Here is a 15078-nt window from a genome sequence, read left to right on the forward strand (position 1 = left end):
CGGGCCTTGCCACTGACAACCCTTTTGACTTGATTCTGGAGACTGCACCCGATGTCGAACCTTTCGCAGATGGACGCTTACTCGTTCGAACAGGCGTTGGCGCGTCTGCGGCTGATGTATGCCAAACCCGAGCATCCTTACTACTTCCTGGCGCCTGCTTACCGTGAATCGTCGTCGGGCGTCGTCTCGCTGCACTACCTCTGCCATATGCTCAATCTCAGTGGGCGTGAGGCCTACATCTGCGGCACCGAGGTAGTCAATCCAAACCTCAAGACCCCGGTGATCAATTCGGCAATCAAACAGCGCCATATCGCCGCGGGCAAGGTGCCAATCGCGGTTTATCCCGAGGTGTTCCCCGGCAATCCGCTCAACTGTTCGGTCGTGGCGCGTTTCCTACTGAATTTCGAGGGGTTTCTCACGGGAAAAGGCATGGACGCCGCGCCCACCGACTTGTTTTTCTATTACGCAGCCCGACTCGCCGAGCACCGTGGCGACCATGACGGTGATTTGCTGTGCCTGCCGGCGATCGATATCGAAATGTTCTCGACGGTGGGCGCTGGCGCCGTGCGCAAGGGCAGCTATCTCTACCAGAACCGCCACCCGTTGGATCAGATCGACTACTCGCAACTGCCGGCGGATATCCGTCTGCTGAGCATGGCCAATCCCCTGGCCCTGCCTGAGCTGGCCGAGCTGCTGCGCAATGCCGAGGTGATGTACAGCTACGAGTGGTCAATGACCTGCGTCATGGCCGTGCTGTGTGGCTGTCCGGTGATCTTCATTCCGGGGCATGGCGTCGACCAGCCACTGCTCGACACCAGTTTCTTCGGCAGTGTCGGTTTTGCCATGCTCGATCAGCCGGACCCGTTGGGACATGCGCGGGCAAGTCTCGGTGACGCGCTGCAACGTTACGTTGAACGCACCGCGTCTTTCTGGCAGCAACTGGACGTATTCATTGCCAAAACCCAGGCGACTGCCGCTCGTGAGGCGGTCGGCAACCGTCTGGGGGCGCTCGACTGGTTGCGCCAACGCTACCCTACGGCGCAGCAGTTGCGTCTGGTCAATGAACGGTTGGCGAACCCGGCGGCACCTGCCTTCACGGTCCTGGTTCGCGATGACGGCAATCAATTGGCCCTGGCTCACACCCTGGACAGCCTGGATCGACAGTTGTACCAACGCATCCATGTGTGCGTGATGGGTGATGCTGACCCGGGACGTGCCAACGTTCAATGGTTGGCGTGTGATCCGAAGCTACCTGCGGCCGCGATCAATGGTTTGCTCGAGAGCGTCCAGAGCGACTGGTTCATGTTGGTCGAGGCGGGGGAGGAGTTTGTCGCGGCGGGGTTGCTGGTGACGGCTCAGAATCTGCTTGAAGCGCCTGACAGTTGCCTGGCGGTATACGCCGACGAGGCGCTGCGCATGGGAGGGGTGGTCAACCTCTCGTTGCGGCCCGATCTGAATCTGGATCTGCTCTTGGCGTTCCCGGCCAGTCTTTCCCGGCACTGGATGTACCGCCGTGAGTCGCTGGTGCGCTTGAGCGGTTTTGACAATGCTTGCGGTGACGCCTTTGAATTGGCCTACCAACTGCGCCTGATCAGCGAGCACGGGGTGGCGAGTATCGGACATGTCAGCGAACCCCTGCTGATCGCCAACGACGTGCGGCAGTCACAATGCGCTGATGAGCGGGCGGTCATTGATGCGCACCTGCAAGAGCGTGGCTACGCTCAGGCGCAAGCGATTGCACTGGAAAAGGAGCCGGGCCGCTATCGCATCGACTATGGCCACGAGCGGCAGGCCTCGGTCAGTATTCTGATTTACCTGGATGGACAATTGGGACAGTTCCAGCGTTGCCTGGAAAGCCTGTTGATACAGACCAATGCTGTGGACTTCGAAGTCTTGCTGATTGAGCCGGGCGGCGACGACCCCGCGTTGCTGGAGTGGCTGGGGCTGGTCGAGGAGATGGGGGAAGGCCGCTTCCAGGTGTTGCGATTCATGCCGGGGCAGTCTCGTGCGGCCATGTGCAATGCGGCGGCGCAGGAGGCACGTGGCGAGTATCTACTCTGGCTCGATGCGCAAAGCACTGTGCTTGAGCCAGGGTGGCTGCAAGCTTTGCTCAATCATGCCCAGCGCCCGGAAGTCGGCGCCGTGGGAGGCAAGCTGCAGGATAGCCAGGGGCGCATACGCCAGGCGGGCCTGGTGTTGGGGCAGGGGGGGATTGTCGGTCGGGCTTTTGAAGGCTTGTCGTCCCAGGCGGAGGGTTACATGGGACGGCTTGAGCTTGAGCAGAACTGCTCCGCCGTGGGCGGTGAATGCCTGATGCTGCGGCGAGCGCTTTTCCTTGAGGCCGATGGCTTCGACACCGATCCGTTGCTGGCGCCCTGGGCACACGTTGACCTGTGTCTGAAGCTGCAGCAGGCGGGTTACCTGAACGTCTGGACGCCTTACGCACGTCTGTTAATCGACGCTGTGCCAGATACCCGTGCAAGTAACGAGCAAGAGGACGCCATGCTCGCGCGCTGGTTGCCGCAGTTGGCCCGCGACCCTGCCTACAATGCCAACTTTTCGCTGCGCGCCGGCGAGGGTTTTGCCCGGGAAAACACCGACCTGTGCTGGTATCCGCTACAAGGCAGCGTGCCAAGGGTGCTGGTCTGCGTCACTGAACAGCAGGTGGGGGCATACTCGCGACTGGTTCAGCCGTTCAGCACATTGCTTGAAACGGGGCAGATCGAAGGCGCGGCTGTTTCGAGTTTGCTGTCGCCGGTGGAGATCGAACGCCTGGCGCCGACCACCGTGGTGTTGCAGCGCCCTCTGGATGACGCCGGGCTATTGGCCCTGAGCCGCTTGAGAGCGTTTTCCAAGGCGTTCACGGTCTACGATCTGGACGGTTATCTGCCGCAGATGGAATTGAAAGGCGATTACTCCACCGATGAGCTGCTGGAGCGCCTGCGGTTCGGGATGTTGCAGGCTGATCGGGTGTTGGTCCCCACGCCGGCGCTGGCCGAGCTGTTGCAGGGCCAGCATGACGACATCCGCGTGCTGGAAACCCTGCTGCCGGCCGCCTGGGGGCGTGTACAAAGCAAGCGCCGCACGGGGGCCAAGCCGCGCCTGGGCTGGCTGGGCGGCAAGGATACCCAACTGCTGGCCGACGTGCTGCCCGTGTTCGCTGGCGAAGTTGACTGGGTGGTGCTCGGCGAGTGCCCCGCGTCACTGCAGCCTTTTCTGAAGGAACTGCACCCAGCTGTCGCGCAGCAGCAGTTGGCTGGGGCCATGGCAGCCTTGAATCTGGATCTTGCGCTGGTACCCATGGCTGAAACCCTGGGCAATGCCTGCTCGGGTGACCTGCGTGTCCTGCAGCATGCCGCGTGCGGCCATCCGGTCATTTGCAGCCGGGTGCCGGGTTTTGTCGGCGGCGAGGTATTGCCGTTGTCCCGGGTCAGTAATGAGGCGCAAGACTGGATTCGGGCGATTCGCTTGCATCTGGAAGACCGTGAGGCCTCCGCGACGCTGGGGGATGCCTTGCAGTCGACGGTGCGGGCGCAGTGGCTGCTCGAAGGCGAGCGCCTGGACGCCTGGCGACGGGCCTGGTTGGCCGATTGATGTGTACTAATGACTACCTTGGCCGCCCAGCGGAGTGCATGTGACATGAGCAACGATCTCGATACCTTCATCGCGGCCTACAGCGACAGCTTTGGCTACTCGTATGACAACAACATCATTCTCAATTGGTATCCCCAACGCATCATGGCGCTGTGTACCCAGGGGGAAAGCCTGCTGGAACTCGGTGTTGGCCATGGTTTCAGCACCCACCGCTTCTCGCAGTTCTTCAGTGAACACACAGTCATCGATGGCTCCGCATCGGTGATCGCCCAGTTCAAGGCCCAGTACCCGGACAATACGGCTGCGGTCGTCGAAAGTTATTTCGAGACATTCGACACCGACAAGCGTTTCGATCTCATCGTGATGGGGTTTGTCCTTGAACATGTCGATGACCCTCAAACCGTACTGCAAAGGTTCAAGCGCTTTCTTGCACCGGGTGGTCGTTGCTTCGTGCTGGTGCCGAATGGCGAGTCCCTGCATCGGCGGTTCGGTCATGCCGCCGGACTGCTTGACGACATGATGGCGCTGGGGCGTGGCGATCTGGAACTGGGTCATGTGCGCAGCTACTCGCTACAGACCTTGACCGCTGAACTGGAAGCCGCCGGGCTCCAGGTAGTGCGCAAGGAAGGTGTGTTTCTCAAGCCCTTCACCACTGGACAATTGAAAGACTTGAACTTGGGCCCGGACATCATTCAAGCCATGTGCACCGTGGGCATCGATTACCCAGAGCTGAGTTGTGCGCTGATGCTCGAAGCGACAGTCGCCGATTTATGAAAAGCCTGGTCATCGGAAGTACCTCGGTCGTAGGCAAGGCGGTCGCCCAAGCGTTGTCGCGCTGTGGGCCGGTCAAGTTGGCGGGGCGCCGGGAGGCGGATATCACCTTTGACTTGAGCAGCCCGGTGCCCTGCGCTTGCGACGAGCACTTCGACGTCGTCGTGCTGGCCGCTGCCGATTTCGGCGGCCGTCAGCCAGATGACCTGGTTCGCGCCGAACTGGTCAACAGTGTCGGTGCATTGGCGGCCTGCCGCCTGGCCGAACAATGCGGGGCGCGTCATTTTATTTTGTTGTCGTCGCGTTCGGCCTGCGACCAGACGACGGATCCCTACTTTGGCATCTACTCGCTGTCCAAGCGCCATGCCGAGGAAGTAGCGAGCCTGTATTGCCAGGAACGCGGTATGGCGTTGACTGTCCTGCGTATCAGTCAGGTCTACGATGACGGTGGGCAGTGCAGACTTCATCAGCCGTTGTTATACGCCATCGCCGACAAGGCGCAGGTAGGGCGAACCGTCGAGCTGTATGGCAGCAACGACGCCAGGCGCAACTACGTGCATCTGAGTGATCTTGCCGAGGTTTGCGCGCGGCTGGCAGAACGGGGCGTTGCTGGTTTGTACAACTGCGGCCATCCCGAATCTCTCCGTCTTTCCGAAATTGCCCAGGCCGCATTCGAGGCGTTTGGCAAGCCGGTGGATGTCCGCTTCCTACCGGAAAAAAGCGATATTCCCGATCTGCCGCCCTTTGACTGCGCGCATCAGCTGTACGAGCAAATAGGTTTTACTCCGCGAATAGATGTTCGCCGGGGCTTTGAGCTGATGAGGGCGCACCGGGAGAATCTGTCATGAAGACCGTCATGGTGACTGGCGTAGGCGCCATCATGGGCTACGGCCTGCTCAAGTCGTTGCGCGAGGCGGCCCCCTCTGTTCGGCTGGTCGGCACGGATATCTACGACGACGCTGTCGGTCGCGGCTGGAGCGATGTGTTCGTGCAGGCCCCTTTGACCGCTGACCCAGGCTACGGCCAGTGGTTGGGCGATACGCTGGCCAGGCACAAGGTTGACCTGCTGATTCCCGGGATTGAACAGGATGTCCATTGGCTGTCGGACAACCGAGCGTTGTTGGCGGCATTCGATTGTCAGGTCGTGCTCAACAACCAGGAATTGATCGACCTTTCCAAGGATAAGTGGGCGATGCACCAAGCGCTGCTGGCGCTGGAGGATGCCAGTCGTATTCCCACCTTGCTGTCGGGTGATTTTCACTCACTCAAGGCTGCCCTGGGCCTGCCGTTTCTGCTCAAACCGCGTAGAAGCTACGCCTCCAAAGGGTTGGTCTGGGTTCGCGACGAGCGTGATTTTACGCCTCACGCGGCACTGCTCGGTGATTACCTCATGGCGCAACCCATCATTGGCAGCGCGGCCGACGAATTCACCGTGGCAGCGTTTGGCGATGGCCGTGGCGACACGGGGCCGATCATCGCTTTCCAGCGCAAGCTGGCCTCAGACGGCTCCACCGCCAAGGCTTGGGTGTACCAGGATGACTCACTGGACCAGGTGGTTAGCAGACTGTGCCGTGCCTTCAAACCGGTGGGGCCGACCAACTTGCAGTTCCGGCGTGGCAGCGACGGCTCCTGGAGCCTGCTTGAGATCAATCCACGAATATCCTCGACCAGTTCGATACGTCGCGCATTTGGTTACAACGAAGCCGCCATGTGCCTGGATTACTACCTCGATGGCAAGACACCGGCCCAGACAACCATTCGTAGTGGTTTCGCTGTTCGTTATATAGAGGATTTCATTGTCTATGATCGGAATCATTTCTGACGTACATGGCAATTACAGTGCCCTGCGGACAGTGCTTGCCAAACTAGATGAACTGGGTGTGTCGCAGATTATCTGTCTGGGTGACACGGCCGGTTATTACAGCCAAGTCAACGAGTGTTGCGAGGCCCTGCGCGAGCGAAACATCTTCTCCGTAATGGGCAATCATGACTGGTATCTGGCCAGGAATGAGCGATGCCCCCGTTCCAATAGCGCCAATGCTTGCCTGGACTATCAACAGGGCATCATCACTGCGCGGAACCTGGCCTGGTTGGGATCGCTTCCGGAGCGCTCGATCCAGCATGGATTGAGCATTGTCCACGGCGGCTGGAACGATCCGCTGGATGAATATGTGCGGCCATCACTAGCGTATTTCGCGCCGTTGCCTGGCCGGTACTTCGCATCCGGCCATACCCATGTCCAGTACTTGTGGCGTGGCGAGGACAAGGTCTATTGCAACCCCGGTTCAGTCGGCCAGCCACGTGATGGTGATGCGCGGGCAGGTTTCGCGACCTGGGACGGTGAAGTCTTCGCCCTGCATCGGATTGAATACGATATTGGTGAAACCCAGCAGGCAATGCAGAGGGCCGGGTTCACCCCGTACTTCTACGAAAATCTTGATACAGGCAGTCAGATAGGTGGGCGGATCAGTGCGGTTTGAGGTTTTGTGCTGTGCGCCACTAATTACCATGCCCACCCAGGGAAGTTTGCAATGAGCAATGAAACGATATTATTCAACCGCCCGTATATGACCGGCAAAGAGCTGGATTACATTGCCCAGGCCAAGTTCGGCAACATGCTCGCCGGTGATGGCCCATTCACCAAGCGTTGTCACCGCTGGCTGGAGTCGCAAACGGGATGCAACAAGGCATTGCTCACCCACTCCTGTACCGCTGCGCTGGAAATGGCGGCCTTGCTGCTGGACATCCAGCCGGGCGACGAAGTCATCTTGCCTTCCTATACCTTCGTCTCCACGGCCAATGCTTTCGTATTGCGTGGCGCGGTGCCAGTCTTCGTCGATATACGTCCCGATACCCTGAACCTGGACGAGCGCCTGATCGAGGCGGCGATCACGTCACGGACCAAGGCGATCGTGCCTGTCCATTACGCCGGTGTGGCCTGCGAGATGGACACGATCATGGCCATTGCGCGCAAGTACGGACTGGCCGTGGTCGAAGATGCTGCGCAAGGAGTGATGTCAACCTATAACGGCCGAGCGCTGGGCAGTATCGGTGACCTTGGGGCGTTCAGCTTCCACGAAACCAAGAATGTCATTTCGGGGGAGGGCGGGGCCTTGCTGGCCAATGACCCAGTCATGGCATTGCGAGCCGAGATCATCCGGGAGAAAGGTACCGATCGCAGTCGATTCTTCAGGGGCGAGGTGGACAAATATACCTGGCAAGAGGTGGGCTCCTCGTTTCTACCCGGAGAAATGACCGCGGCCTTCCTCTGGGCCCAGTTGGAAGACGCTCAAGCCATCACCAATCGCCGCCTGGCGATCTGGGACAATTATCATGCGGCTCTGGCAGGGCTTGAGCGGCAAGGGGTATTGCGACGTCCGATAGTGCCTGAAAATTGCCAGCACAACGCGCACATGTATTACGTACTCCTCGCCCCTGGAGTGGAGCGCCAGGCTGTTCTCGAGGTACTCAAGAACCACGCAATCTACGCAGTGTTCCATTACGTGCCGCTGCATTCATCGCCTGGGGGCGCACGCTATGGGCGTGCGCACGGCTCGATGGATATCACTGATGGTTACTCCGAGCGCCTGTTGCGTTTGCCAATGTGGCTCGGTTTGACCACTGAGCAGCAGGACCGGGTGGTGGATGTTCTCGGCAGTGCTTTGGCAGGCCTTGCCACTTAGCGGCATGACACCGCCGGTTTTTCGTCTTCGACACAACTCGACAGTGCCCCCTGAATACCCAGAGCCCTTTGTTTTCAGGGCCTGGGCCCGCCAGAAAAAAGTTGGTCTGCAAATTGCTTAAGGCTGTGCAACACAGCAGTGGACGGCAAACGTCCGGCATGCAGAGGAACGACAGTGGACAAGTACCTTTATGTGGCAATGACCGGCGCCAGCCAGAACGCACTGGCGCAACGGGCCCATGCCAACAACCTGGCGAACATCTCCACCAATGGTTTTCAGAAAGACCTGGAGCAGGCTCGCTCGATGCCGGTGTTTGGCGACAGCTTTCCGGCGCGGGCCTTTGCCCTGTCCGAACGGCCTGCCACGGACTTCACCCCGGGGGCGCTGGTGGAAACCGGTCGTGACCTCGACGTCGCGGTCAGCGGCCCAGGCTGGATGGCCGTGCAGAACCCTGACGGCGGCGAAAGCTACGTGCGCACAGGAAGCCTCAACGTCGACGCCCTGGGCGTGCTGCGCGCCGGCAACGGCATGCCAGTGATGGGCAACGGCGGTCCGATCGCCGTGCCGCCCGAGCAGAAAATCGAAATCGGCCAGGACGGCACCATCAGCATCCGCGCCATGGGCGAAGGCCCGCGGGTGATGGCTGAAGTGGACCGCATCAAGCTGGTCAACCCGGATCTCAAGAACATGACCAAGGGCCTGGACGGTTCGATCCGTACCAAGGATGGCCAGCCGGCGCCCATCGATGCCAACGTGCAGTTGGTGTCGGGCTTCCAGGAGGCGAGCAACGTCAATGCAGTGGATGAAATGACCTCGGTGCTGGCCCTGGCCAAGCAGTTCGAGCTTCACGTCAAGATGATGAACACCGCCAAAGAAGGCGACGAGGCCATGGCTCGGGTCTTGCAGATCTAACCATTAATTAAAGCGTCGCGCCGAAAAACAGGCGTACGAGGAGAATCGAATGCTTCCGGCTCTATGGGTTGCCAAAACAGGTCTGTCCGCCCAGGACACCAACCTGACGACCATTTCCAACAACCTGGCGAACGTCTCGACCACGGGTTTCAAACGTGATCGCGCCGAGTTCCAGGACCTGCTGTATCAGGTAAAACGCCAGCCTGGTGCCCAGTCGACCCAGGACAGCGAATTGCCGTCGGGCCTGCAAGTGGGTACCGGTGTACGCATCGTCGGCACCCAGAAAAACTTCAACGCCGGCAGCCTGCAAACCACCGAGCAGCCGCTGGACATGGCCATCGACGGTCGCGGTTTCTTCCAGATCCTGCAGCCGGACGGCACCACGTCCTACACCCGTGACGGTACCTTCCACCTCGACTCCAATGGCCAGATCGTCAACGCCAGCGGTTTCGCCCTGGAGCCGGCCATCATCATCCCGAACGATGCCCAGACCTTTACCGTGGGCCGTGACGGCACCGTATCCATCACCGTGGCGGGCAACCCGGCCGCCCAGGTGATCGGCAACCTGCAGACCGCCGACTTCATCAACCCGGCCGGCCTGCAAGCGGTGGGCAACAACCTGTTCCTGGAAACCGCCGCAAGTGGCGCGCCGCAAGTCGGCACCCCGGGCCTGAACGGTTTCGGCACCACGCTGCAGAACACCCTGGAAACATCCAACGTGAGCACCGTCGAGGAGATGGTCAACATGATCACCACCCAGCGTGCCTACGAGATGAACTCCAAGGTGATTTCCACCGCCGACCAGATGCTCTCGTTCGTTACGCAGAACCTGTAATCGCGTCGCAACGTCCGTCATTACGTAGACAGGGCGGCCCCAGGGTCGCCTGCAACACCAAGAGGTAGGGTCATGAAACGCTTCGCATCTGTTCTGGCACTGAGTGGGATCACCGCACTCGCGGGCTGTGTCGCACCGACACCCAGGCCCAATGACCCGTATTACGCCCCGGTGTTGCCGCGTACGCCGTTGCCGGCTGCGGCCAACAATGGCTCGATCTACCAGGCCGGTTTCGAACAGAACCTGTACAGCGACCGCAAGGCCTTCCGGGTCGGTGACATTATCACCATCACCCTGAACGAGCGGACCCAGGCCAGCAAGAACGCCAACTCGCAGATCGATAAGACCAGCGAGACCAGCGTCGGCCTGACCTCGCTGTTCGGCTCCAGCCTGACCACCAACAACCCGATCGGGAGCAATGACCTGAGCCTCAACGCCGGGTACAACTCTGATCGGGCCACCAAGGGCGATAGCAAGTCCGGCCAGAGCAACAGCCTGACCGGTTCGATCACCGTGACCGTTGCCGATGTGCTGCCCAACGGCATCATCGTCGTGCGCGGCGAGAAGTGGCTGACCCTCAACACCGGTGACGAGCTAGTGCGCATCGCCGGCATGGTTCGCGCCGACGACATCGCTACCGATAACACCGTTTCCTCGACCCGCGTGGCCGATGCCCGTATCACTTACTCAGGTACCGGTGCCTTTGCCGATGCGAGTCAGCCGGGTTGGTTCGACCGTTTCTTCCTCAGCCCGAAGTTCCCTTTCTAGGTGGCCCAGTTGAATCTTAAGCAGCTGTTGATCGGTGCCCTGCTGATGTCGGCGGCCTTTACCGCTCAGGCCGAGCGCTTGAAGGACATCGCCAGCATTTCCGGCGTGCGTTCCAACCAGTTGATCGGCTACGGCCTGGTTGTGGGGCTCAACGGCACCGGCGACCAGACCACCCAGACCCCGTTCACCCTGCAGACCTTCAACAACATGTTGTCGCAGTTCGGCATCAAGGTGCCGGCCGGTTCCGGCAACGTACAGCTGAAGAACGTCGCGGCGGTGTCGATCAGTGCCGATCTGCCGGCGTTCGCCAAGCCTGGCCAGCAGGTGGATATCACCGTCTCGTCCATCGGTAACTCCAAGAGCCTGCGCGGCGGCACCTTGCTGCTGACGCCACTCAAGGGTATCGACGGCAACGTCTACGCCATCGCCCAGGGCAACCTGGTGGTGGGTGGTTTCGATGCCGAGGGGCGCGATGGTTCGAAGATCACCGTCAACGTTCCGTCGGCGGGTCGAATCCCTGGTGGTGCGATGGTAGAGCGTTCGGTGCCGAGCGGTTTCAACCAGGGCAACAGCCTGACGCTGAACCTCAACCGTTCCGACTTCACCACCGCCAAGCGCATCGTCGACAAGATCAACGACATGCTTGGCCCGGGCGTGGCCCAGGCCATTGACGGTGGCTCGATCCGCGTCACTGCGCCGCTGGATCCGAGCCAGCGAGTCGACTATCTGTCGATCCTGGAAAACCTTGAGGTCGATCCGGGCCAGGCGGTGGCGAAAGTCATCATCAATTCGCGCACCGGCACCATCGTGATCGGCCAGAACGTCAAGGTATCTCCGGCCGCCGTGACCCACGGCAGCCTGACGGTGACCATCACCGAAGACCCGATCGTCAGCCAGCCGGGGCCGCTGTCCAACGGCCAGACCGCCGTGGTCCCGCGTTCGCGGGTCAATGCCGAACAGGAAGCCAAGCCGATGTTCAAGTTCGGCCCGGGCACCACCCTGGATGAAATCGTCCGGGCGGTGAACCAGGTCGGCGCGGCGCCGGGCGACTTGATGGCGATCCTCGAAGCCTTGAAGCAGGCCGGCGCGTTGCAAGCCGACCTGATCGTGATTTGAGGGGCGAGCCATGGATATGCGCAAGGGCGCTTTGATCAGCGGGGATTCGGGTTCCTACTCGGACCTGAACCGCTTGAACCAGCTCAAGGTTGGCGACAAGAACAGCGACGGCAACCTGCGTAAAGTGGCGCAGGAATTCGAGTCGCTGTTTCTCGGCGAAATGCTCAAGTCCATGCGTTCGGCCACCGAGGCCTTGGGCAAGGACAACCCCATGAATACGCCCGAGGCCAAGCAATACCAGGAAATGTACGACCAGCAATTGGCCGTTTCCATGTCCCGCGAGGGCGGCGGTATCGGCCTGGCCGATGTGCTGCTGCGCCAGATGTCCAAGAACAAACCGCTGGCGCCCGGTGAGGCGGCCACGTTGTCGGCTGCCAAGCAACAAGAGGCGCTGGACAAGGTCGCCAAGGCACCGGTGCCGACACCGGTGGCTGCCGGGACCCTGCCTACTGACGGTCCATTGTCGCGTACCAGCGGCCAACGTCCATTGTGGGCGTCGCGGGCCGTGAGTGCGCCGCAAGGGGCCGAGGGTGTCCACCGCAACGACATGGAATTGCTCAACCAGCGCCGCCTGGCCTTGCCGCCGAAACTGGCTGACCGTCTGCTCGCCGGCCTGGTGCCTTCGGCGTCGGCCAATACCGATGTGCCCGCACAGAACCTGCTGCCGGATCGCACCATCGCCGCCGTCAAGCCGGCCACCGGCGAACTGGCCAATGGCGACTGGTTGGCCGCGCTCAAGGCTGCCGAGCCCAAAGGCGACATGCAGGTCTATGGTCGTGCCGTGGCCCAGCCACCGCTGGCCCCAGCGCGCAAGGCCTTCCGCGATGCCGATGAATTCGTCAACGCCATGCTGCCAATGGCCAAGGAAGCCGCCGACCGCATCGGTGTCGACCCGCGCTACCTGGTGGCCCAGGCTGCCCTGGAAACCGGTTGGGGCAAATCGGTCATGCGCCAGCCCGATGGCAGCAGCAGCCACAACCTGTTCGGCATCAAGGCCAGCGCCAATTGGAAGGGCGATTCGGCGCGGGCGATCACCAGCGAATTCCGCAATGGCGCGATGGTCAAGGAGACGGCTGAGTTCCGTTCCTATGCCTCGTATCGCGACAGCTTCCACGACTTGGTCAACCTGCTGCAAAGCAACAGTCGCTATCAAGATGTGTTGAAGTCGGCCGATAACCCGGAACAGTTTGTACGCGAGTTGCAGAAAGCCGGTTACGCCACTGATCCGCACTACGCCAGCAAGATTTCGAACATAGCCCGGCAGATGACGAGTTACCAAAACTACGCTTCTGCAGGCGCCACCACGACTTTATAAGGTCTGAACCATGAGTTTGCTCAATATAGGGATGTCGGGTCTGTCAGCAAGCCAGACTGCGTTGGTGACCACGGGTAACAACATCGCCAACGTCGATACCGCCGGTTATTCGCGCCAGCAGACTGTGCAGACCACCAAGGCGTCGAATCAGTACGGCAACGTGTTCATCGGTTCCGGCACGACCCTGGCCGATGTGCGTCGGGTGTATAACTCGTATCTTGAAGCGCAACTGAAAACCACCACGTCGCTCAACAGTGACGCGGCGGCCTACCAAGGACAGATCACCCCGTTGGACTCCCTGCTGTCGGACAGCGGTACTGGCCTCAATGGCGCACTGACCAAGTTTTTCGCCTCGGTGCAGAACGTCAATGCCAAGCCCGGTGACGATGCGTCCCGTCAATTGCTGCTCAGCGATGCCCAGGCCCTGAGCAACCGTTTCAATTCGGTTGCCAGCCAGTTGACGGAACAGAGCCAGAACATCAACGGCAACCTGTCGAACATGGTCGACCAGGTCAATAACCTGGCCGCCACCGTTGCGCAGTTGAACAAGAAAATCGCCGAGGTCTCCAACGCCGGCGGCGCGCCGAACGACCTGCTCGACGCCCGCAGCGAAACCATCCGCCAACTGTCCACGTTCACCGGCACCCAGGTCGTCGAGAACGGCAGCAGCCTGGACATCTACCTGGGCTCCGGCCAGCCGTTGGTGATGGGCAATATCGTCAATACCCTGGAAGCGGTGCCGGACAAGAACGATCCGGGGCGTATTGGCATCCAACTCAACAGTGGTTCCAGCTCCATGGACCTGACTTCGGTGCTCACTGGCGGCGAAATTGGCGGTCTGATGCGCTACCGCAGTACCGTGCTCGACCCGGCCATGAACGAGCTGGGGCGCGTGGCCCTGGTGGTCGCCGACCAGATGAACAGCATCCAGGCCTCGGGCATCGACATGAACGGGGCCTTCGGCTCCAACCTGTTCAGCAACATCAACAGCGCCGCGCAGATCAGCCAGCGCAGCGTCGCCTCGTTGAACAACAGCGCTGGCTCCGGCAACTTCAACATCGCCATCGAAGACTCCGGCAAGTTGACCACCAACGACTACAAGGTGACGTTCACCAGCGGCACTGACTACACCGTCCAGCGCCTGCCCGACGGCACCTCGATGGGCGCGTTCAACACCGCCACCACGCCGCCACCGGTGATCGACGGTTTTTCGATGACGTTTGCCAACGGCACCGCAGCCGCCGGCGACTCGTTCAGGCTCACCCCGACCCGAAACGCTGCGGCCAACATCAAGACCGAGATGACCGACTCCAAGCGGCTGGCGATTGCCGCGCCGTTGGGTGCCGCCATCGTGCCAGGTGGCAGCGGTACGCTGACCATCCCGGCCAGCGGCCAGCCGAGCATGACCACCAAGCTGGACATCTACGACGCAGCCACCACGACCATCATCCAGAACGGCATCAAGAACTCCATGCCGGTCAAGGTGGTGTTCGGCGCGACGTCCGCCGATGGCACCAGCCAGGCTTACCAACTGCTCGATGCCAAGGGCTCCCCGATCAGCAGCGGGACGATCAAGCCCGGCGAAAGCAACACCCTGAGCCTGAGTGTTCCGCTCAAGGACGCCAGTGGCAACCCGATCATGGATTCGTCCGTACCGCCGGTGCAACGCACCGTCACGTTCGACATGTCCATTGCTGGAGCCCCGTCCAACGGTGCCTCCATCAATATCAGCCTCAGCCAGGCCGGTAGCCTGGACAACCGTAACGGCACCGTCCTGGCCGGCTTGCAGACTGCCAAGACCGTCGACACCGGTTCCTCCAGCAAGGGTATTTCCCTGAATGATGCCTACGGCAAGCTGGTGGAAGGCGTCGGCGCCAAGGCCGCCCAGGGCAAGCTCGACAGTGCCGCCACCGGTGCGATCCTGGACAACGCCAAGACCGCCCGCGATTCGTTGTCGGGCGTGGACCTGGATGAAGAAACCGGCAATCTGGTCAAGTTCCAGCAGTACTACACGGCGTCTTCGCAGATCATCAAGGCGGCGCAGCAAATCTTCAACACATTGATCAGCAGTCTTTAAGGAGCCG

12 protein-coding genes are annotated in these 15078 nt (G+C 60.9%); all 12 read left to right on the top strand.

The features are described from left to right. The first annotated feature begins 51 nt into the window (after positions 1–51). The 12 genes from DTP52_RS00120 (at position 52) to flgK (ending at position 15071) form a co-directional block, all read left to right on the top strand. Positions 52–3594, top strand: coding sequence for a glycosyltransferase (locus DTP52_RS00120; protein ID WP_109751328.1), 3543 nt, complete (start codon positions 52–54; stop codon positions 3592–3594). A 45-nt stretch (positions 3595–3639) separates the two neighbouring features. Beyond that, complete coding sequence (locus tag DTP52_RS00125; protein ID WP_109751329.1) at positions 3640–4368, top strand: class I SAM-dependent methyltransferase; 729 nt, start codon at positions 3640–3642, stop codon at positions 4366–4368. Continuing rightward, on the top strand, positions 4365–5213 hold the full coding sequence (locus tag DTP52_RS00130) for an NAD(P)-dependent oxidoreductase (protein ID WP_109751330.1): 849 nt from the start codon (positions 4365–4367) through the stop codon (positions 5211–5213). The genes DTP52_RS00125 and DTP52_RS00130 overlap by 4 nt, the downstream gene beginning before the upstream one ends. After that, a complete protein-coding gene (locus tag DTP52_RS00135; RefSeq protein ID WP_109751331.1) occupies positions 5210–6187 on the top strand; it encodes an ATP-grasp domain-containing protein in 978 nt (325 codons plus the stop codon). The genes DTP52_RS00130 and DTP52_RS00135 overlap by 4 nt, the downstream gene beginning before the upstream one ends. Further along, positions 6168–6845: a metallophosphoesterase gene (locus DTP52_RS00140; protein WP_109751332.1), complete on the top strand. Its 678-nt coding sequence runs from the start codon at positions 6168–6170 to the stop codon at positions 6843–6845. Before DTP52_RS00135 ends, DTP52_RS00140 begins: the two co-directional genes overlap by 20 nt. Before the next feature lie 51 nt (positions 6846–6896). Next, positions 6897–8048, top strand: coding sequence for a dTDP-4-amino-4,6-dideoxygalactose transaminase (rffA, locus tag DTP52_RS00145; protein WP_109751333.1), 1152 nt, complete (start codon positions 6897–6899; stop codon positions 8046–8048). Between the two features lie 174 nt (positions 8049–8222). Beyond that, on the top strand, positions 8223–8960 hold the full coding sequence (locus DTP52_RS00150; protein WP_060738660.1) for a flagellar basal body rod protein FlgF: 738 nt from the start codon (positions 8223–8225) through the stop codon (positions 8958–8960). 49 nt (positions 8961–9009) lie between these two features. Continuing rightward, positions 9010–9795, top strand: a complete 786-nt coding sequence (gene flgG / locus DTP52_RS00155) for a flagellar basal-body rod protein FlgG (protein WP_053146447.1) — start codon at positions 9010–9012, stop codon at positions 9793–9795. Between the two features lie 72 nt (positions 9796–9867). Further along, positions 9868–10563, top strand: coding sequence for a flagellar basal body L-ring protein FlgH (flgH, locus tag DTP52_RS00160; protein WP_109751334.1), 696 nt, complete (start codon positions 9868–9870; stop codon positions 10561–10563). A gap of 45 nt (positions 10564–10608) precedes the next feature. Further along, positions 10609–11679 carry a flagellar basal body P-ring protein FlgI gene (locus DTP52_RS00165; RefSeq protein ID WP_162893896.1) on the top strand — a complete coding sequence of 357 codons (1071 nt, stop codon included), beginning with the start codon at positions 10609–10611 and terminating at the stop codon, positions 11677–11679. A gap of 10 nt (positions 11680–11689) precedes the next feature. Then, the gene (gene flgJ, locus DTP52_RS00170; RefSeq protein ID WP_109751335.1) at positions 11690–12994 is read left to right on the top strand and encodes a flagellar assembly peptidoglycan hydrolase FlgJ; all 1305 of its coding nucleotides are present in this window, start codon (positions 11690–11692) and stop codon (positions 12992–12994) included. Between the two features lie 10 nt (positions 12995–13004). Beyond that, complete coding sequence (gene flgK, locus DTP52_RS00175) at positions 13005–15071, top strand: flagellar hook-associated protein FlgK (RefSeq protein ID WP_109751336.1); 2067 nt, start codon at positions 13005–13007, stop codon at positions 15069–15071. Positions 15072–15078: the final 7 nt, after the last annotated feature.

This window comes from Pseudomonas sp. 43mfcvi1.1, from assembly GCF_900115935.1.
Classification (GTDB): Bacteria; Pseudomonadota; Gammaproteobacteria; order Pseudomonadales; family Pseudomonadaceae; genus Aquipseudomonas; species Aquipseudomonas bijieensis.

What these genes read in the sequence shown, in the direction of transcription:
- DTP52_RS00120 (WP_109751328.1), top strand. Translation starts at nt 52, where the DNA reads ATGTCGAACCTTTCGCAGATGGACGCTTACTCGTTCGAACAGGCGTTG.
- DTP52_RS00125 (WP_109751329.1), top strand. Translation starts at nt 3,640, where the DNA reads ATGAGCAACGATCTCGATACCTTCATCGCGGCCTACAGCGACAGCTTT.
- DTP52_RS00130 (WP_109751330.1), top strand. Translation starts at nt 4,365, where the DNA reads ATGAAAAGCCTGGTCATCGGAAGTACCTCGGTCGTAGGCAAGGCGGTC.
- DTP52_RS00135 (WP_109751331.1), top strand. Translation starts at nt 5,210, where the DNA reads ATGAAGACCGTCATGGTGACTGGCGTAGGCGCCATCATGGGCTACGGC.
- DTP52_RS00140 (WP_109751332.1), top strand. Translation starts at nt 6,168, where the DNA reads ATGATCGGAATCATTTCTGACGTACATGGCAATTACAGTGCCCTGCGG.
- rffA (WP_109751333.1), top strand. Translation starts at nt 6,897, where the DNA reads ATGAGCAATGAAACGATATTATTCAACCGCCCGTATATGACCGGCAAA.
- flgG (WP_053146447.1), top strand. Translation starts at nt 9,010, where the DNA reads ATGCTTCCGGCTCTATGGGTTGCCAAAACAGGTCTGTCCGCCCAGGAC.
- flgH (WP_109751334.1), top strand. Translation starts at nt 9,868, where the DNA reads ATGAAACGCTTCGCATCTGTTCTGGCACTGAGTGGGATCACCGCACTC.
- DTP52_RS00165 (WP_162893896.1), top strand. Translation starts at nt 10,609, where the DNA reads ATGTCGGCGGCCTTTACCGCTCAGGCCGAGCGCTTGAAGGACATCGCC.
- flgJ (WP_109751335.1), top strand. Translation starts at nt 11,690, where the DNA reads ATGGATATGCGCAAGGGCGCTTTGATCAGCGGGGATTCGGGTTCCTAC.
- flgK (WP_109751336.1), top strand. Translation starts at nt 13,005, where the DNA reads ATGAGTTTGCTCAATATAGGGATGTCGGGTCTGTCAGCAAGCCAGACT.